This window comes from Methylobacterium sp. HMF5984, assembly GCF_045033435.1.
Lineage (GTDB): Bacteria > Pseudomonadota > Alphaproteobacteria > Rhizobiales > Beijerinckiaceae > Methylobacterium.
Genome location: NZ_JBJFLN010000001.1, coordinates 2,951,714 through 2,969,580, shown reverse-complemented (window position 1 = coordinate 2,969,580; position 17,867 = coordinate 2,951,714). Strand labels below are relative to the sequence as shown.

Annotated in this window: 16 protein-coding genes; 10 read left to right on the top strand and 6 right to left on the bottom strand. The window is 71.2% G+C overall.

Annotated features, from left to right (window positions below; genetic code table 11):
- Positions 1–183 precede the first annotated feature (183 nt).
- The 8 genes from ACFZ8E_RS14375 to ACFZ8E_RS14340 all read left to right on the top strand — a co-directional run bounded on the left by ACFZ8E_RS14375 (position 184) and on the right by ACFZ8E_RS14340 (position 7,797).
- Positions 184–942 carry an ABC transporter ATP-binding protein gene (locus ACFZ8E_RS14375; RefSeq protein ID WP_243933215.1) on the top strand — a complete coding sequence of 253 codons (759 nt, stop codon included), beginning with the start codon at positions 184–186 and terminating at the stop codon, positions 940–942.
- Positions 935–1,675: an ABC transporter ATP-binding protein gene (locus ACFZ8E_RS14370; protein WP_405043038.1), complete on the top strand. Its 741-nt coding sequence runs from the start codon at positions 935–937 to the stop codon at positions 1,673–1,675. The genes ACFZ8E_RS14375 and ACFZ8E_RS14370 overlap by 8 nt, the downstream gene beginning before the upstream one ends.
- Positions 1,676–1,802: 127 nt before the next feature.
- Positions 1,803–3,005, top strand: a complete 1,203-nt coding sequence (locus ACFZ8E_RS14365) for an ABC transporter substrate-binding protein (RefSeq protein WP_147842723.1) — start codon at positions 1,803–1,805, stop codon at positions 3,003–3,005.
- 66 nt (positions 3,006–3,071) lie between these two features.
- Entirely contained in the window at positions 3,072–3,959 is an 888-nt protein-coding gene (locus tag ACFZ8E_RS14360; RefSeq protein WP_405043037.1) for a branched-chain amino acid ABC transporter permease, read from the top strand.
- A gap of 141 nt (positions 3,960–4,100) precedes the next feature.
- On the top strand, positions 4,101–5,093 hold the full coding sequence (locus ACFZ8E_RS14355; protein ID WP_405043036.1) for a branched-chain amino acid ABC transporter permease: 993 nt from the start codon (positions 4,101–4,103) through the stop codon (positions 5,091–5,093).
- 34 nt (positions 5,094–5,127) lie between these two features.
- Complete coding sequence (locus tag ACFZ8E_RS14350) at positions 5,128–6,732, top strand: AMP-binding protein (RefSeq protein WP_405043035.1); 1,605 nt, start codon at positions 5,128–5,130, stop codon at positions 6,730–6,732.
- 110 nt (positions 6,733–6,842) lie between these two features.
- Positions 6,843–7,208, top strand: a complete 366-nt coding sequence (locus tag ACFZ8E_RS14345; RefSeq protein WP_243933212.1) for a hypothetical protein — start codon at positions 6,843–6,845, stop codon at positions 7,206–7,208.
- Positions 7,209–7,368: 160 nt separating this feature from the next.
- Positions 7,369–7,797, top strand: a complete 429-nt coding sequence (locus ACFZ8E_RS14340) for a DUF3291 domain-containing protein (RefSeq protein ID WP_405043034.1) — start codon at positions 7,369–7,371, stop codon at positions 7,795–7,797.
- 10 nt (positions 7,798–7,807) lie between these two features.
- Here ACFZ8E_RS14340 and ACFZ8E_RS14335 read toward each other — a convergent pair whose 3' ends face one another.
- From ACFZ8E_RS14335 to ACFZ8E_RS14310, 6 genes are all read right to left on the bottom strand, one after another.
- Positions 7,808–9,529, bottom strand: a complete 1,722-nt coding sequence (locus tag ACFZ8E_RS14335) for an AMP-binding protein (RefSeq protein WP_405043033.1) — start codon at positions 9,527–9,529, stop codon at positions 7,808–7,810.
- A gap of 262 nt (positions 9,530–9,791) precedes the next feature.
- A complete protein-coding gene (locus tag ACFZ8E_RS14330; RefSeq protein WP_147728087.1) occupies positions 9,792–10,580 on the bottom strand; it encodes an enoyl-CoA hydratase in 789 nt (262 codons plus the stop codon).
- A 2-nt stretch (positions 10,581–10,582) separates the two neighbouring features.
- On the bottom strand, positions 10,583–11,485 hold the full coding sequence (gene mmsB / locus ACFZ8E_RS14325; RefSeq protein ID WP_405043032.1) for a 3-hydroxyisobutyrate dehydrogenase: 903 nt from the start codon (positions 11,483–11,485) through the stop codon (positions 10,583–10,585).
- Positions 11,486–11,666: 181 nt separating this feature from the next.
- Positions 11,667–12,746, bottom strand: a complete 1,080-nt coding sequence (locus ACFZ8E_RS14320) for an enoyl-CoA hydratase/isomerase family protein (protein WP_405043031.1) — start codon at positions 12,744–12,746, stop codon at positions 11,667–11,669.
- Positions 12,746–13,888 (bottom strand): acyl-CoA dehydrogenase family protein, encoded by a 1,143-nt coding sequence (locus ACFZ8E_RS14315; protein ID WP_405043030.1) that lies wholly within the window; start codon positions 13,886–13,888, stop codon positions 12,746–12,748. The genes ACFZ8E_RS14320 and ACFZ8E_RS14315 overlap by 1 nt, the downstream gene beginning before the upstream one ends.
- Positions 13,889–13,945: 57 nt before the next feature.
- A complete protein-coding gene (locus ACFZ8E_RS14310; RefSeq protein WP_147842730.1) occupies positions 13,946–15,442 on the bottom strand; it encodes a CoA-acylating methylmalonate-semialdehyde dehydrogenase in 1,497 nt (498 codons plus the stop codon).
- A gap of 155 nt (positions 15,443–15,597) precedes the next feature.
- On the opposite strand from ACFZ8E_RS14310, the gene ACFZ8E_RS14305 reads away from it, so the two are divergent.
- Together ACFZ8E_RS14305 and ACFZ8E_RS14300 are read left to right on the top strand one after the other, a co-directional pair.
- A complete protein-coding gene (locus ACFZ8E_RS14305; RefSeq protein WP_405043029.1) occupies positions 15,598–16,506 on the top strand; it encodes a LysR family transcriptional regulator in 909 nt (302 codons plus the stop codon).
- Between the two features lie 169 nt (positions 16,507–16,675).
- Positions 16,676–17,839, top strand: a complete 1,164-nt coding sequence (locus ACFZ8E_RS14300; RefSeq protein ID WP_405043028.1) for an iron-containing alcohol dehydrogenase — start codon at positions 16,676–16,678, stop codon at positions 17,837–17,839.
- Positions 17,840–17,867: the final 28 nt, after the last annotated feature.

Here is a 17,867-nt window from a genome sequence, read left to right as displayed (position 1 = left end):
ACTGGCATTCTGCGATGCGGCCGGCAAGCGCCGGCCGGACAACCTGCCCCCGACTGTCACGCTTTCCGCTGCCGGAAGGGGTGTCATCGGCCGGGGAATGTTCGCGCCGCCTTCGAAAACGCGATGGACGCCGCCGGCGCTTCCAGCGATACATCCTGCTAAAGATGCAGGGGAGGGTTGCGTTTGGCACAGGACATCATCCTGTCCACGACCGGGTTGACCAAGGAGTTCAAGGGGTTCCGCGCCGTCAACGGCGTGACGCTCGAGGTTGTGCGCGGCACCATCCACGCGCTGATCGGCCCGAACGGCGCCGGCAAGACCACCTGCTTCAACCTTCTCACCAAGTTCCTCAGCCCCACGGCCGGCGCGATCCATTACAAGGGCCGCGACATCAGCCGCCTGCAGCCGGCCGACGTCGCCCGGCTCGGGCTGGTGCGCTCGTTCCAGATCTCGGCGGTGTTCCCCCACCTCACGGTGATGGAGAACGTCCGCATCGCGCTGCAGCGGCGCAAGCACGGCGACTCCTTCGACTTCTGGCGCGCCGAGACGGTGCTGCGCCGCCTCGATGCCGAGGCCCTGGACCTCGTCGACCAGGTCGGCCTGTCGGAATTCGCCGGCCACCAGGCGGTGGAGCTGTCCTACGGCCGCAAGCGCGCGCTCGAGATCGCCACCACCCTGGCGCTCGATCCCGAGATGCTGCTGCTCGACGAGCCGATGGCCGGGATGGGCCACGAGGACGTCGAGCGCACCGCGGCCCTGATCCGCCGGGTCGGCAAGGACCGCACTATCCTGATGGTCGAGCACAACCTGTCGGTGGTCGCCTCGCTCTCCGACCGGATCACCGTGCTGGCCCGCGGCCAGGTGCTGGCGGAGGGCGACTACGCCACCGTGTCGAAGGATCCGCGCGTGATCGAGGCGTATATCGGGGCCGGGCATGGCTGAGGCGGCGCTGAAGACCGTTCCGCGCGCGAGCTCGGACGCCCTGCTGGCGGTGCGCGGCCTGGAGGGCTGGTACGGCGAGAGCCACGTCCTGCACGGGATCGACCTCGACGTGCGGGCCGGCGAGGTGGTGACGCTGCTGGGCCGCAACGGCGCGGGCAAGACCACGACGCTGCGCGCCATCATCGGCATCCTGGCGCGCCGCGCCGGCTCGATCACCTACGAGGGCGTCGAGACGATCGGGATGGCCTCGCGCAACATCGCGCGGCTCGGCCTCGGCTACGTGCCGGAGGAGCGCGGAATCTTCGCGAGCCTCACGGTGGCCGAGAACCTGATGCTGCCGCCGATCGTGAAGCCGGGCGGCATGTCGGTGGCCGAGATCCACACCCTGTTCCCGAACCTCAAGGAGCGGGCCGGCAGCCAGGGCACCAAGCTCTCGGGCGGCGAGCAGCAGATGCTGGCCATCGGCCGCATCCTGCGCACCGGCGCCAAGCTGATCCTGCTGGACGAGCCGACCGAGGGGCTCGCCCCCGTCATCGTCCAGCAAATCGGCCGGACGATCCGGGAGCTGAAGGGCCGCGGCTACACCATCGTTCTCGTCGAGCAGAACTTCCGCTTCGCCCAGACGCTCGCCGACCGCCACGTGGTGATCGAGCAGGGGCGAGTGGTCGACGAGATCGCCAACGACGCGCTTGATGCCAATATCGACAAGCTCCACGCCTATCTCGGGGTCTGAAGACCTCGGGCATCGACGGACTTCTAGAGTCCTCATACGAAGAGAAACGCGACGCACGAGGCCGACGACGGACGGGCACTTGGCCCAGACGCGTAAAACGGCCGGCGCACCGAGGAGGACGGACCGGATGCTGAGACGAATGCTGCTTGCCGCCGCGCTGGGGACCCTGACGGCGGCGGCCGCGCAGGGTCAGACGCCGGTCAAGATCGGCGTGCTCACCGACCGCTCCGGCGTCTACGCCGACATCGCGGGCGAGGGCTCGCTCGTGGCCGCCCGGATGGCGGTCGAGGACTTCAAGGCCGCCGACAAGGGCCTCAAGGTCGAGGTCATCTCGGCCGACCACCAGAACAAGCCCGACGTCGGCTCGGCGATCGCGCGGCAATGGTACGACCGCGACGGCGTCGACATGATCATCGACGGCGTGACCTCCTCCGTGGCCCTGGCGATCAACCAGGTCACCAAGGAGAAGAACAGGACCTTCATCGACACCGGCGCCGGCACCGCCGACCTCACCGGCGTGCAATGCACCCCCAACACCGTGCACTGGGTCTACGACACGGTGGCGCTCGCCAACGGCACCGGCGGCGCCATGGTCAAGCGCGGCGGCGACACCTGGTTCTTCCTCACCGCCGACTACGTCTTCGGCCAGACGCTCCAGCGCGACACCACCGCGGTCGTCACCAAGAACGGCGGCAAAGTCGTCGGCTCGGTCAAGACCCCGTTCCCGACCGCCGACTTCTCCTCGTTCCTGCTGCAGGCGCAGGGGTCGGGCGCCAAGGTGATCGGGCTCGCCAACGCCGGCGGCGACACCATCAACGCGATCAAGCAGGCCGGCGAGTTCGGCATCACCGAAGGCGGGCAGGCGCTGGCCGGCCTCCTCGTCTTCTCCTCCGACGTGCATTCGCTCGGCACCAAGGTGGCCCAGGGGCTCGTCCTGACCGAGCCGTTCTACTGGGACCTCACCGACGCCACCCGCGCCTTCTCGGACCGCTTCGCCAAGCAGATGGGCGGCAAGAAGCCCACCGCCAACCATGCCGGCGTCTACGCGGGCACGCTCCACTACCTCAAGGCGGTCGAGGCGCTGAAAGCGGCCTCCGACGGCGCCAAGGTCGTCGCCAGGATGAAGGACATGCCGACCGACGACCCGCTCTTCGGCAAGGGCACGATCCGCGTCGACGGGCGCAAGATCCACGACATGTACCTGTTCGAGGTCAAGAAGCCCGCCGAGTCCAAGGGCGAGTGGGACCTCTACAAGCTGCTGGCCACCATCCCCGGCAACGAGGTGTTCCGCCCGCTGAACGAGGGCGGCTGCCCCCTCGTGAAGGGCTGAGCGGTTGGCGTTCTCCCGCGGCGCACGGCGCGCCGCGGCGTCGGGGCAGACGATGGCTGGGTTGCGATGACCACGATCTTCGGCGTGCCGATGCAGGCGCTGTTCGGCCAGCTCCTGCTCGGGCTGATCAACGGCTCGTTCTACGCGATCCTCAGCCTGGGGCTGGCAATCATCTTCGGGCTTCTGAACATCATCAACTTCGCCCACGGGGCGCTGTACATGATGGGCGCCTTCGTCGCCTGGATGCTGCTCAACTACCTCGGGGTCAACTACTGGTGGGCGCTGGCCCTGGCACCGCTCCTCGTCGGCGCCTTCGGCATCGTGCTCGAGCGGGTGCTGATCGCGCGCCTGTACAAGCTCGACCACCTCTACGGCCTGCTGCTGACCTTCGGCATGGCGCTGATCATCCAGGGGCTGTTCCGCAACTACTACGGCGTCTCGGGCCTGCCCTACGCGATCCCGCCGGAACTCTCCGGCGGGCAGCGCCTGCCGTTCATGTTCCTGCCGAACTACCGCGCCTGGGTCGTGGTCGCGTCGCTGGCCGTGTGCCTGGCCACTTGGCTCATCATCGAGAAGACCAAGCTCGGCTCGTACCTGCGCGCGGCAACCGAGAACCCGACCCTGGTCCAGGCCTTCGGCGTCAACGTGCCCCTGTTCCTGACCCTGACCTACGGCTTCGGCGTCGCGCTCGCAGGCTTCGCCGGGGTGCTCGCCGCGCCGATCTACTCGGTCAACCCGAACATGGGCGCCGACATCATCATCGTGGTCTTCGCCGTGGTGGTGATCGGCGGCATGGGCTCGATCCTCGGCTCGGTGATCACCGGGTTCGGCCTCGGGCTGATCGAGGGGCTGACCAAGGTGTTCTATCCCGAGGCCTCGGCCACCGTGATCTTCGTGATCATGGTGCTGGTGCTGCTGGTGAAGCCCGCCGGCCTGTTCGGGCGGACGGCCTGATGCGCCAGCCCACGCCGACGAGCGCCGAGGCCGGCCCGCCCACGCGCGGTCGGCGGGAAGCGCGACCGCGCGTCGCCGCAGGTGCGGCGGACGCCATCGGCCGTTCACGGTCGATGGCCATCCAGACAAACGGATTCTGACATGGCCGACACCGCCGCCCTCGCTCCCGCGGACGCCGCCATCGCCCCGGTCATTTCCGAAGGCAGGGACGACCGCGCCCTGCACCGCAGGATCATGCTCGGCATCGCCGTGTTCCTCGCGGTGGCGCCGTTCGTGCTCTACCCCGTGTTCCTGATGAAGGTGCTGTGCTTCGGGCTGTTCGCGCTCGCGTTCAACCTGCTGCTCGGCTACGGCGGCCTGCTCTCCTTCGGGCACGCCGCGTATTTCGGCATGGCGAGCTATCTCTGCGCCTACGCGGCCAAGGTCTGGGGCCTGAGCCCGGAACTCGCGATCCTCTGCGGCACGCTGACGGCGGCGCTGCTCGGGCTGGTCTTCGGGGCGCTCGCGATCCGGCGCCAGGGCATCTACTTCTCGATGATCACGCTGGCGCTCGCGCAGATGGCGTTCTTCTTCTCGCTCCAGGCCAAGTTCACCGGCGGCGAGGACGGGATCCAGGCGGTGCCGCGCGGCGCCCTGTTCGGCACGATCAGCCTCGCCGACGACCGCGCGCTCTACGGCCTCGTGGCTCTGATGTTCATGGGCGGCCTGCTGCTGATCTACCGCATCATCCACTCGCCGTTCGGGCAGGTGCTGAAGGCGATCCGCGACAACGAGCCCCGCGCGATCTCGCTCGGCTACCGGGTGAACCAGTACAAGCTCGCGGTGTTCGTGCTCTCGGCGACGCTCGCGGGGCTCGCCGGCTCCACCAAGGCGATCGTGTTCCAGCTCGCCTCCCTCACCGACGTGCACTGGGCGATGTCGGGCGAGGTGGTGCTGATGACGCTGGTCGGCGGCATGGGCACGGTGTTCGGGCCGATCATCGGCGCGCTGGTGATCGTCACGATGGAGACCTACCTCGCGCAGTTCGGCGCCTGGGTGACGATCATCCAGGGCGTGGTCTTCGTGCTCTGCGTGCTGCTGTTCCGCGAGGGCATCGTCGGCCTGATCGCGCGGATCACCCGGCGTCCGCTGTGACCCGGGCCGGCGGAGGCGCGGGGAGGGTGGGCGCATGAGCCCGTTCGAGACCGGGCTCGACCGCTCGGCCGCGAACTGCGCGGCGCTGACGCCCGTGAGCTTCCTGGCGCGCGCCGCCGACGCCTTCGCCGACCGCTTGGCGGTGATCGACGGCGACCGGCGCCTGACCTATCGCGCGCTCGACGCCCGCTGCCGCCGCCTCGCCGCGGCGCTGGGGGGGCGCGGGATCGGCCGGCTCGACACGGTGGCGATCCTGGCCGGCAACGTGCCCGCGATGATCGAGGCGCACTTTGCCGTGCCGATGCTCGGCGCGGTGCTGAACCCGCTCAACACCCGCCTCGACGCCGCCACGCTCGCCGCCTCGCTGACCCATGGCGGGGCGCGGGCGCTGATCGTCGACGCGCCGTTCCGGGCGCTCGCCGCCGAGGCGCTGGAGGCCGTCCCGAACCCGATCCTGGTGATCGCCGTGGACGACCCCGGGGGCGGCGGCCTCGTCTACGAGGACCTCGTCGCGGAGGGCGACCCGGACTTCGTCGGGCCGGGGCCGGACGACGAGTGGCAGTCGCTCTGCCTGCTCTACACCTCGGGCACCACCGGCGACCCGAAGGGCGCGGTCTACAGCCACCGCGGCGCCTACCTCCAGGCCCTCGGCAACGCGCTCACCTTCGGGCTCTCGCCGGGCAGCGTCTATCTCTGGACGCTGCCGATGTTCCATTGCAGCGGCTGGTCCTACCCCTGGGCGGTGGTGGCGGCCGGCGGCACCCAGGTCTGCCTGCGCCGGGTCGAGCCGGCTGCGATCTATCGGGCGATCGCCGAGCACGGCGTCACGCATCTGTGCGGCGCGCCGATCGTGCTGTCGATGATCGTCAACGCCCCCGCGGACGTGCGCAGGCCGTTCCCGCAGCGGGTGCGCTGCGCGACGGGCGGCGCCGCGCCGCCCTCGACCGTGATCGCCGCGATGGAGGCGGCCGGCTTCGCGGTGACTCACCTCTACGGCGCCACCGAAAGCTATGGCCCGGCGACGATCTGCGTGCCCGGCCCCGACTGGGACCGGTTGGAGCCCGGCGAGCGCCACCGCCGCATGGCCCGCCAGGGCGTGGCGCTGCCGACGGTCGAGGCGGTGCGCGTCGTCGATCCCGGAACGCTGGCGGCGGTGCCGCGGGACGGCGCCACGGTCGGCGAGATCGCCCTGCGCGGCAACACCGTGATGAAGGGCTACCTCAAGAACCCCGAGGCGACGGCCGCGACGCTTCGCGACGGCTGGTACCTCTCGGGCGACCTCGCGGTGCAGCACCCCGACGGGCAGATCGAGATCAAGGACCGCGCCAAGGACATCATCATCTCCGGCGGCGAGAACATCTCCAGCCTAGAGATCGAGGAGGTCCTGACCCGCCACCCCGCGGTGATGCTCGCCGCCGTGGTCGCGCAGCCCGACGCCAAATGGGGCGAGAGCCCCTGCGCCTTCCTGGAGCTCAAGGCCGGCGCGACCCCGCCGAGCGAGGCCGAGATCGTCGCCTTCTGCCGGGCCGGCCTCGCCCGCTTCAAGGTGCCGAAGCGGATCGTGTTCGGCCCCCTGCCGAAGACCGCCACGGGCAAGATCCAGAAGTTCGTGCTGCGCGAGCAGGCCCGCGCACCGTAGACGCGCGCGCCCCGGAAAGGCGTCGCTCCGGACACGATCGGATACGCGCCGTTACGCTTCGTTAACCATCCGCTCGCCATCCTGTGGCCTTCAAGCCGGGAGCGACCGTGGTGACCCAGACCCTGACCCTCAGCTTCGACGACCCCACCGCCGAGTGCCCGCTGCCGCCCGACGCGCTGGGCCGGATCTCCCGCGCCGACCCGGAGACCGTGTCGGCGATGGTCTGCGAGATCCCCGAGGCGACCCGCGCGCGGCTGGCGGTCTACCTCTACGGCCGCAGCCACACCCACGAGCTCGGCATCCGGATCGCGGCCACCTGCGACGGCGCGGTGCTGCGCCGCGCCGCCGGCCTCGTCGGCAACACCCTCTACGACCTGTCGCGCCGCCCCTACGCCGCCCCGAGCTACGGCAGCCACCGTTCGCAGGGCAGCCGGATCAGCCTCGGCGGTCCACGCCTCGACAGCCGCCGCGGCTAGAGCGGTTGCCCTCATGGATCGATCGCGGAAACGAGTCTGACCTGCTGAGGGGCCGCATGTTCGTCACGCAGGCCGGCATCCGCCGCCCTTGAGGATGCTCCGCGGCGGTACGGACGGCACAGGACGTGGTACGGCCGGCCCCGCTGCGAGGGATGCCGCCATGTCGTGGATCAGCCTCACCCGGTTGCGGCTTCGCGGCTGGCGGTTCGTGCCCGGATTCGCGTGGTACGCGATCCGGTCGAGCCGGCAGGCCTCCAGGGCCGCCGGCTACCGCGACGGCGCGCTGCTCAACGACGCCAAGCTGACCTTCTGGACCGTCACCGCCTGGACCGACGAGGCGGCGATGCGCGCTTACGTGCTGGCCGGCGACCACCGCGCGGCGATGGGAAAGCTCGCCCGCTGGTGCGACGAGGCCTCCGTCGCCCACTGGATCGCGCCGGGCCTGCCGGACTGGCCCGAGGCCGACCGGCGGATGCGCGAGACCGGCCGGCCCTCCAAGGTCCGCCATCCTTCGCCCGCGCACGCGGCGCTCGCCTACGATCCGCCGCGCACGACCCGCGGCGGACGGCTTCCCCGGGCGGCCGGCTGAGCCGGCCCGCTCAGCCCGGTTTCCGCTCGTCGGCCTTCAGCTCCGGGAAGTCCGACTGGGCGAAGGCCAAGCCCCGGAACGGGTCGTCGGTGGTGCCGTCGTGCTCCAGGCGCCGGAGCTGGACCCGGCGGATCTTGCCGGAGATGGTCTTGGGCAGCTCCGCGACGAACTCGATCGCCCGCAGCCGCTTGAACGTCGCGAGCCGCGCGTTGGTGAAGCGGAAGATGTCGAGGGCGGTCTCCCGCGTCGCCTCCGCGCCGCCGACGAGCGACACGAAGGCCTTCGGGATCGTGTAGCGGATCGCGTCGGGCGCCGGCACCACCGCCGCCTCGGCCACTGCCGCATGCGCGATCAGCACGCTCTCCAGCTCGAACGGGCTGATGCGGTAGCCGGAGGACTTGAACACGTCGTCGGCGCGCCCGACGAAGGTCAGGGTTCCGTCCGGCTCGACGAAGGCGACGTCGCCAGTGCGGTAGAGCGGCCCGTCCGCGCCGGAAAGGTGGCCGGCGCCGTCGTCGTAGCCCTGCATCAGGCCGGCCGGGCGGTGCTCGCCGAGGGCGAGGCAGACCTCGCCCTCGCTCGCCGGCTGATCGTCGATGTCGAGGATGCGGACCGTGTAGCCCGGCAGCGGCCGCCCCATGGCGCCGGGCTTCACCGTCTGGCCCGGGGTGTTGGCGACCTGGGCCGTGGTCTCGGTCTGGCCGTAGCCGTCGCGGATGGTCAGGTTCCAGGCGTCGCGCACCCGCTCGATCACCTCCGGGTTCAGCGGCTCGCCGGCGGCGCATACCTCGCGCAGCGCCAGGTCGTGCCCGGTCAGGTCCTCCTGGATCATCAGCCGCCACACCGTCGGCGGCGCGCACAGGGTGGTGACGCGGCAGCGGGCGAGCACCGCGAGCAGGGCAGGGGCCGAGAACGGCGCCTGGTTGACCACGAACACCGTGGCGCCGGCGTTCCAGGGGGCGAAGACCGAGGACCAGGCGTGCTTGGCCCAGCCGGGAGAGGAGACGTTGCAATGGACGTCGCCGGGCTGCAGCCCGAGCCAGTACATCGTCGACAGGCTGCCGACCGGATACGAGCGGTGGCTGTGCCGCACGAGCTTGGGCTTCGCCGTGGTGCCGGAGGTGAAGTACAGCAGGAACGGGTCGTCGGCGCCGGTCGCCGCGTCGGGCGCGAACGCGTCGGAGGCCGAGAATGCGGCCGCGTAGGGCTGCCAGCCGGGCTCGGCCGGCCCGGTCGTCAGGCGCACCACCGGCCCCAGGTCGAGGCCCTCGAACTTCGGCACCTGATCGGCCCCGGCCACGATCAGCCGCGGCCGCCCGCGCTCCAGCCGGTCGGCCAGCTCGCCGTCGGTCAGCAGCGTGGTCGCCGGGATCACGATCGCCCCGAGCTTCATCGCCGCCAGCATCGTCTCCCACAGGGCCGGCACGTTGCCGAGCAGCAGCAGCAGGGTGTCGCCGCGTCGCAGGCCCAGCGACCGCAGGTGGTTGGCGACCTGGTTCGAGCGCCGGCTCATCTGCGAGAACGAAACCTTCGTCTCCGCCCCCGAGGCCGCGTCGACGATCCACAGGGCAGGGCGGTCGCGGGTCTCCGGGCGGGTCGCGAGATCCGCGTCGAACCAGTCGAGCGCCCAGTTGAACGCCGCCGCGTCCGGCCATCGGAAGCCCGCATAGGCCGCCGCGTAGTCGGTGCGGCGGGCCAGAAGAAAGTCGCGGGACTCGCGAAAGCTCGGCATCGGCGTTCTCCCTGGTTTTCGGTGGCTTTTCCGTTGTCTTGTGTTCGATCAGTCTTTTGCTGAACTGAAGCTTCGGCGGAGCCTCTTTCCCCTCTGCGGGGGCTATCACGTCCGCCCGGCTCGCGCGTTTCGGTTCGAAAACCCCCACCGTCCTCCCGGGGCGCCGGAGGCGAGCCCGGGATGACGGGGCGGGGCCGGATGAGTTTCGCTCGAGGCCGGGGCGATGCATGAAGACGATCGGCCTCCGTAGCGAGAAGTGGCGCTACCCGTGCGTGAACTTGGGCGCGCGCTTCTCGACGAAGGCGGCCATGCCCTCCTTCTGGTCCTGGGTGGCGAACATCGCGTGGAACACCCGCCGCTCGAAGCGCACGCCTTCCGTCAGCGTGGTCTCGTAGGCGCGGTTGACCGCCTCCTTGGTCATCATCGCGATCGGCTTGGACATGCCGGCGATGGTCTCGGCGACCCGCATCGCCTCCGCGACGAGCCCGTCGGCGGGCACGACCCGCGAGACCAGCCCGGCCCGCTCGGCCTCGGCCGCATCCATCATCCGGCCGGTCAGGCACATCTCCATCGCCTTGGCCTTGCCGACGAACCGGGTCAGCCGCTGGCTGCCGCCGATTCCGGGCATCACCCCGAGCTTGATCTCCGGCTGGCCGAACTGCGCGGTGTCGGCGGCCAGGATCAGGTCGCACATCATCGCGAGCTCGCAGCCGCCGCCGAGCGCGAAGCCGGCCACGGCCGCGACGATCGGGGTCCGCAGGGCCGTGAAGCGCTCCCAGTCGGCGAAGCGGTCGCCGGCATACATCTCGGCATAGGTCGCCGCCTGCATCTCCTTGATGTCGGCGCCGGCGGCGAAGGCCTTGGCCGACCCGGTGATCACGATGCAGCCGATCCCCGGATCGGCATCGGCGGCGGTCGCCGCCGCGATCAGCGCGCGGGTGAGCTGCGCGTTGATCGCGTTCAAGGCCTTGGGCCGGTTCAAGGTGATGAGCCGGACGCGCCCGCGCGTCTCGATGAGGATCGTCTCGTCCCCGGTCAGATTCTCCGGCATGGTCAAACCTCCTCGCGCGGTCCGCGCAGCATCTGGACGATCGCCGAGAAATCCTGCCCGCCGTGGCCTTGCGCGTCGAACCGGGCATAGAGGCGCTCGGCCTCGGCGCCGAGGGGCGTCGCGGCGCCGGCCGTCCCGGCGGCTTCTTGCGCGAGGCGCAGGTCCTTCAGCATCAGGGCGGCAGCGAAGCCCGGCCGGTAGCCGGTGTTGGCGGGCGAGGTCGGCACCGGCCCCGGCACCGGGCAATAGGTGGTGAGCGACCAGCACTGCCCGGACGAGACCGAGGCCACGTCGAACAGGGCCTGCTGCGAGAGCCCGAGCTTCTCGCCGAGCGCGAAGGCCTCGCACACGCCGATCATCGAGATGCCGAGGATCATGTTGTTGCAGATCTTGGCGGCCTGGCCGGCGCCGGCCGCGCCGCAATGGAACACGCTCCGGCCCATCCGCTTCAGGATCGGCTCGGCGGCGGCGAAGGCCTGTTCCGAGCCGCCGGCCATGAAGGTCAGCGTCCCGGCCTTGGCGCCCCCGGTGCCGCCGGAGACCGGCGCGTCGATCGCGGCGCAGGAGCGCGCCTCGGCCAGGGCGTGGGCCTCTCGGGCGCTCGCGACGTCGACCGTCGAGGAATCGATCAGCAGGGTGCCGGCGGGGACCGCTCCGGCGACCTGCGACCAGACCTCGACCACGTGCCGGCCTGCCGGCAGCATCGTCACCACCGCGGACGCGCCCTCGACCGCCTCCAGCACCGAGCCGGCGACGGCGACGCCCTCGGCCCGCGCCGCTTCCAGCGAGGCCGGGGCGAGGTCGAACCCGCGGACCGCGTGCCCGGCGCGGACGAGGTTGGCCGCCATCGGGCCGCCCATATTGCCGAGCCCGATGAAGGCGATGATCTGGGGGCGCGTCGTCATGGGTTCCTCCCGTATGTCTCTCGCGGCGGCGCTCTGCGTGGAGCACGACCGATCCTTGTTCCTTGCTCCCATCCGCCCCCTCATCCTGAGGTGCCGGAGCGAAGCGGAGGCCTCGAAGGAGACATCCAGGTCGCGCTGCGATCCCTGGAGCCCTCCTTCGAGGCCCGCTGGCGCGGGCGCCTCAGGATGAGGGGGCAGGGTGGGACAAGACGTCGTCCGGCACCGAAAAGACCGGGGCCGCCCGCGGCGCGAGCCAGCCGGCGATCCGTTCGGGGTCGACCGCGTCGAGGGTCGGCGGCGACCAGCGCGGCGCCTTGTCCTTGTCGATCACCGCCGCGCGGATGCCCTCGCGAAAATCCCCCTCCGCCAGCAGAGCGAGGGACGCGTGGAACTCGCGCTCCAGGCAGGCCTCCAGCGTCGTCGCCGCGCGGCCGAGACGCAGCAGGCGCAGCGTCAGCACGAGGCTCGACGGCGACTTCTCCAGCAGCGTCGCGCGGGTCCGCCCGGCGAATTCGGAGCCTTCGGCGGCGAGCGCGGCCAGGATGTCCTCGACGCGATCGTGCGCGAAGCAGCGGTCGATGACGGCTTGCGCCGCGGCGAGCGGGGCCGGCCCCGGCGTGACGGCGCGCGCGTCGATCGCCGCCCGGACGGTGGCGTGGCCGGCCTCCGGGGCGAGGGCGGCGAGCGCATCGATCAGGGCGGGCAGCGTCGCTGCGGGCACGCAGGCGTCGGCGAACCCCGCGAAGATCGCGTCGGCCGCGCCCATGGGCTCGCCGGTCAGCCCGAGATAGGTCCCGGTCTCGCCGGGCGCGCGCGGCAGCAGCCAGGTGCCGCCGACGTCGGGCAGGTAGCCGATGCCGGTCTCCGGCATGGCGATGCGGGAGCGCCCGGTGACGACGCGGTGGCCGGCATGGCCCGACAGCCCGACGCCGCCGCCCATGGTGATCCCGTCCAGGATCGCCACGAACGGTTTTTCGTAATGCGCGATCCGAGCATCGAGGCGATACTCGTCGCGCCAGAAGTTCTCGGCGGAGCTTGAACCCGCGCTCTCGTAGAGCGAGCGCAGGTCGCCGCCGGCGCACAGGCCGCGCTCGCCCTCGCCGGTGAGCAGGATCGCGGCGACGCCTTCGTCGGCGGCGAAAAGATCGAGGGCGGCATCGATCGCGCCGACCATGCCGTGGGTCAGCGCGTTCAAGGCCTTCGGCCGGTTCAGGCGGATGCGCCCGAGCGTGCCGACGCGCTCGACGAGGATGTCGGGCATCAGCGCCCCCCGAGCAGCGCGCGGGCGATGATCACCCGCATGATCTCGTTGGTGCCCTCCAGGATCTGGTGGACGCGCAGATCCCGGACGATCTTCTCGATGCCGTACTCGGCGAGATACCCGTAGCCGCCGTGGAGCTGCAGCGCCTCGTTGGCGACGTGGAACGCGGCGTCCGTCACGTGGCGCTTGGCCATGGCGCAGAGCTTGGTCGCCTCCGGCGCCCTGGCGTCGAGGGCGGCGGCCGCGTGGCGCAGGAACGCGCGGGCGACCTCGAGCTCGGTCGCCATGTCGGCCAGCCGGAACTGCAGCGCCTGGAAGTCCGAGAGCTTCTGGCCGAAGGCGCGGCGGTCGCCCATGTACGCGAGCGTCCGGTCGAGGGCCGATTGCGCGCCGCCCAGCGCGCAGGCGGCGATGTTGAGGCGGCCGCCGTCGAGCCCGGCCATGGCGTAGCGGAAGCCGTCGCCCTCGTCGCCCAGCCGGTTCTCGACGGGCACCCGGCACTGGTCGAAGCGCACCGCGCGGGTCGGCTGGGCGTTCCAGCCCATCTTGCGCTCGTCGGCGCCGAAGGAGAGGCCGGGCGTGCCCTTCTCGACGACGATCGCCGAGACGCCCTTCGCGCCCTCGCCTCCGGTCCGGGCCATGACGAGGTAGAGGTCGCTGGCGCCGGCGCCCGAGATGAACTGCTTCTCACCGGTCAGCACGTAGGCGTCGCCGTCGCGGACCGCGCGGGTTCGGAGCGCCGCGGCATCCGAGCCCGAGCCGGCCTCGGTCAGGCAATAGCTGGCGATCCTGTCCATCCGCGTCAGCGACGGAAGCCAGCGCCGGCGCTGCGCCTCGCTGCCGAAGGCGTCGATGATCCAGGAGGACAGGTTGTGGATCGAGAGGAAGGCCGCCACCGTCGGGCAGCCTTCGCCCAGAGCCTCGAAGATCAGGCTGGCGTCGACGCGGCTCAGGGCCGATCCGCCGACATCCTCGCGGATGGTGATCGCGGCCATGCCGAGAGCTGCCGCCGCGCGAAGGGTCTCGACGGGGAAGTGCTTGCGCGCGTCCCAGTCGAGGGCGTGCGGCGCGATGTGCTCGCGCGCGAAGTTCTGGGCCATCTCCCGGATGGCGACCTGATCCTCGTCGAGCCCGAAGCGCATGGCATCAAGTCCTTGGCTGGACGGTTCTCCCTCCCCCGCAGAGGGGGGAGGGTCGGTTCACCGCATCGTCGGGATCGAGAACTCCGCGCCGCTCTTGATGCCCGAGGGCCAGCGCTGCGTCACGGTCTTGGTCTTGGTGTAGAAGCGGATCGCGTCGGGCCCGTGCTGGTTCAGGTCGCCGAAGCCCGAGCGCTTCCAGCCGCCGAAGGTGTGGTAGGCGATCGGCACCGGGATCGGCACGTTGACGCCGACCATGCCGACGTTGACCCGGGCGGTGAAGTCGCGCGCCGCGTCGCCGTCCTGGGTGAAGATCGCGACGCCGTTGCCGTATTGGTGGGTGGAGGGCAGCGCCAGCGCCTCCTCGTAGTCCTTGGCCCGCACGACCGAGAGGACCGGGCCGAAGATCTCCTCCTTGTAGATCGTCATGTCGGCGGTGACGCGGTCGAACAGGCAGCCGCCCATGTAGAAGCCGTTCTCGTAGCCCTGCAGGGTGAAGCCGCGGCCGTCGACGGCGAGCTCGGCGCCCTCCTGGAGGCCGGTCTCGATGTAGCCCTTCACCCGCGCCACCGCCTCGGCGGTGACCATCGGGCCGTAATCGGCCGAGCCGTCGTGCGAGGGGCCGATCTTGAGGCTCTCCACCCGCGGCACCAAGCGCTCCATCAGCCGGTCGGCGGTGCCCTCGCCGACGGGGACGGCGACCGAGATCGCCATGCAGCGCTCGCCGGCCGAGCCGTAGCCGGCGCCGATCAGCGCGTCGACGGCCTGGCCCATGTCGGCGTCGGGCATGATGATCATGTGGTTCTTGGCGCCGCCGAAGCACTGGGCGCGCTTCCCCGTCTGCGCGGAGCGGACGTAGATGTACTCGGCGATCTGCGAGGAGCCGACGAAGCCCACCGCCTTGATGTCCGCGTCGTCGAGGATCGCGTCGACCGCCTCCTTGTCGCCGTTGACGACGTTGAGGATGCCCGGCGGCAGGCCGGCCTCCAGGAAGATCTCGGCGATGCGCATCGGCACGCCGGGGTCGCGCTCGGACGGCTTGAGGATGAAGGCGTTGCCGCAGGCGATGGCCGGGGCGCATTTCCAGAGCGGGATCATCGCGGGGAAGTTGAACGGCGTGATGCCGGCGACCACGCCCAGCGGCTGGCGCAGGGAGTAGACGTCGATGCCGGGGCCGGCGCCTTCCGTGAACTCGCCCTTCAGCAGGTGCGGGATGCCGCAGGCGAACTCCACCACCTCGACGCCGCGCTGGATGTCGCCCTTGGCGTCGGGCACGGTCTTGCCGTGCTCGGAGGCCAGCAGCTCGGCGAGTGAATCCGTCTCGCCGCGGATCAGCTCGAGGAAGCGCATCATCACGCGGGCGCGCTTCTGCGGGTTGGTCGCGGCCCAGGCGGCTTGCGCGTCGCGGGCGTTCTCGACCGCCGCGCGAAGCTCGGCGCGGCTCGCCAGGGCGACGCGGGCCTGGACCTCGCCGGTCGAGGGAAGGAACACGTCGGCGAAGCGGCCGCTGGTGCCCGCGACGGTCTTGCCGCCGATGAAATGCCCGATCGTGCGCATGTGCGCCTCTCCTGTGCTCGTTTCCTCAGGTCCGGCCGGCCCGAAGGCCGGCCGATTTTGAGCGGACCATAGCAGCGCCGATCGGGCGATAAAGCTGGACCTGCTCGCAGCCGGTGTGCATCGATGCACAGCGCTATCCCCGTCGGACCCAGCCCGTGAGCCTCAAGAAGACCCGCAACTGGGACGACCTGCGCTTCTTCCTCGCCGTCGCCCGCACCGGCACGCTGACGGCCGCGGCGGCGCAGACCGGCACCGAGCACACCACCGTGGCCCGGCGCATCCTGGCCCTGGAGGAGGGGCTCGACCGCCGGCTCTTCCACAAGAGCAACCTCGGCTACGCGCTGACCGAGGCCGGCGAGTCGCTGCTCGGGACGGCGGAGGCGATGGAGAGCGCCTTCGTCTCGGGCTCGGCGGCCGGCGGCACCGGGCGGAGCGTCGCGGGCACGGTGCGGATCGGCGCGCCGGACGGGTTCGGCAGCGTGTTCCTCGCGCCGCGGATGCACCGCCTGACCGAGGCCCATCCCGGGCTCGAGATCGAGATCATGGCGACCGCGCGGATCTTCAGCCTATCGAAGCGCGAGGCGGACATCGTCGTCAGCCTGTCGGCGCCGCAGCAGGCGCGGGTGGTGACACGTCGGCTCACCGACTACCGGCTCTTCGTCTACGGGTCGAAGGCCTACCTCGACGCGGCCGAGCCGATCCGGACGGCGGCCGACCTCGGGCGGCACCCGTTCGTCAGCTACATCGAGGACATGCTGTTTGCGCGGGAGCTCAACTACCTCAACGTGATCGGGCCGGGCGCCAGCGCGCGGCTGCGCTCGACGAACCTGCTCGCCCAGGTGCACGCCACGCTCGCCGGTGCCGGCCTGTGCATCGTGCCGGCCTTCATCGCGGCCGCCCATCCCGGCCTCGTGCCGGTGCTGCCGGACGCGCTGTCGCTGACGCGGGCCTTCCACATGCACATCCACGAGGACCACCGGAAGTCCGCCCACATCCGCGAGGTGGCGGCCTTCATCGTCGGCGCGGTCGAGGCGGCGCAGGCGCTGTTCTCGCGGGCGGGATAGTGCGTCGCACCGGCAAGCTCAGGCAGAATACTGCGCGCCGGATGTCGCGCGACGGGCGCCGACCGGGCTTGTCCTCGCGCCCGCGCAGCCGCTAGCCTGCCTTTCGTATTCTGCGTTCATTCGCGCGCGTCCCCTCGGCGCGTCCCTTTGGAAAGACGGATCCAACGCCATGATCAGCGCCATCGCCCTGCCGCGGCTGATGCGGATCGGAGCCGGTGCGTGCGGGCTGCTGCCGGAGGTGCTGGGGCAGCTCGGGCTGTCCCGGCCGTTCGTCGTCACCGATCCCTACCTCGCCGACAGCGGCCGGGCGGGGCGGCTCGTCGAGCGCCTGGCGGCGGCCGGCATCCGGGCCGGGCTGTTCTCGCAGACCGTGCCGGACCCGACCGTGGCCTCGGTGGAGGCGGCTTTGGCCGCGCTCAAGGCCGGCGACCACGATTGCGTCGTCGGCTTCGGCGGCGGCAGCCCGATGGACACGGCCAAGGCCGTCGCGGTGCTGGCCCGCCACGGCGGCCACATGCGCGACTACAAGGCGCCCCACAGCCAGGACGCGCCCGGCCTGCCGATCCTGGCGATCCCCACCACCGCCGGCACCGGCTCGGAGGCGACGCGCTTCACCATCGTCACCGACGGGGCCACCGACGAGAAGATGCTGTGCGCCGGCCTCGCCTACCTGCCGGTGGCGGCGCTGGTCGATTACGAGCTGACCCTGAGCAAGCCCGCGCGGCTCACCGCCGATACCGGGATCGACGCGCTGACCCACGCGATCGAGGCCTACATCTCGCGGAAATCCAACCCGTTCTCGGACGGGTTCGCGCTCGCCGCGATGCGGGCGATCGCGCCGAATCTGCGCCGGGTCTGGACCGATCCGGGCGACCGGGCTGCGCGGGAGGCGATGATGTTCGGCGCGACGCAAGCAGGCATCGCCTTCTCGAACAGCTCGGTGGCCCTCGTCCACGGGATGAGCCGGCCGATCGGCGCGCATTTCCACGTGCCGCACGGGCTTTCGAACGCGATGCTGCTGCCGGCCGTCACCGCCTTCTCGGCGCCGGGCGCGCCCGGGCGCTACGCCGCCTGCGCCCGGGCGATGGGCGTGGCGCGGGAGGGCGACGACGAGCGCAACGCGGTCTCCCGCCTGATCGCCGAGCTGCAGAACCTCAACGACGACCTGCAGGTGCCGACGCCCGGCGACTACGGCATCGACGAGGCCCGGTGGAACGGCCTGATCCCGACCATGGCGGCGCAGGCCCTGGCCTCGGGCTCGCCCGGCAACAACCCGGTGGTGCCGGACGCGGAGGCGATCGCGATGCTGTACCGCCAGGTCTGGGCCGCCTGAGCGGGACGGGCGGGGCAGCGGGATGCGG

Coding starts and splice junctions, on each gene's coding strand:
- ACFZ8E_RS14370 (WP_405043038.1), top strand. CDS start 935: ATGGCTGAGGCGGCGCTGAAGACCGTTCCGCGCGCGAGCTCGGACGCC.
- ACFZ8E_RS14365 (WP_147842723.1), top strand. CDS start 1,803: ATGCTGAGACGAATGCTGCTTGCCGCCGCGCTGGGGACCCTGACGGCG.
- ACFZ8E_RS14360 (WP_405043037.1), top strand. CDS start 3,072: ATGACCACGATCTTCGGCGTGCCGATGCAGGCGCTGTTCGGCCAGCTC.
- ACFZ8E_RS14355 (WP_405043036.1), top strand. CDS start 4,101: ATGGCCGACACCGCCGCCCTCGCTCCCGCGGACGCCGCCATCGCCCCG.
- ACFZ8E_RS14350 (WP_405043035.1), top strand. CDS start 5,128: ATGAGCCCGTTCGAGACCGGGCTCGACCGCTCGGCCGCGAACTGCGCG.
- ACFZ8E_RS14340 (WP_405043034.1), top strand. CDS start 7,369: ATGTCGTGGATCAGCCTCACCCGGTTGCGGCTTCGCGGCTGGCGGTTC.
- ACFZ8E_RS14335 (WP_405043033.1), bottom strand. CDS start 9,529: ATGCCGAGCTTTCGCGAGTCCCGCGACTTTCTTCTGGCCCGCCGCACC.
- ACFZ8E_RS14330 (WP_147728087.1), bottom strand. CDS start 10,580: ATGCCGGAGAATCTGACCGGGGACGAGACGATCCTCATCGAGACGCGC.
- mmsB (WP_405043032.1), bottom strand. CDS start 11,485: ATGACGACGCGCCCCCAGATCATCGCCTTCATCGGGCTCGGCAATATG.
- ACFZ8E_RS14320 (WP_405043031.1), bottom strand. CDS start 12,746: ATGCCCGACATCCTCGTCGAGCGCGTCGGCACGCTCGGGCGCATCCGC.
- ACFZ8E_RS14315 (WP_405043030.1), bottom strand. CDS start 13,888: ATGCGCTTCGGGCTCGACGAGGATCAGGTCGCCATCCGGGAGATGGCC.
- ACFZ8E_RS14310 (WP_147842730.1), bottom strand. CDS start 15,442: ATGCGCACGATCGGGCATTTCATCGGCGGCAAGACCGTCGCGGGCACC.
- ACFZ8E_RS14300 (WP_405043028.1), top strand. CDS start 16,676: ATGATCAGCGCCATCGCCCTGCCGCGGCTGATGCGGATCGGAGCCGGT.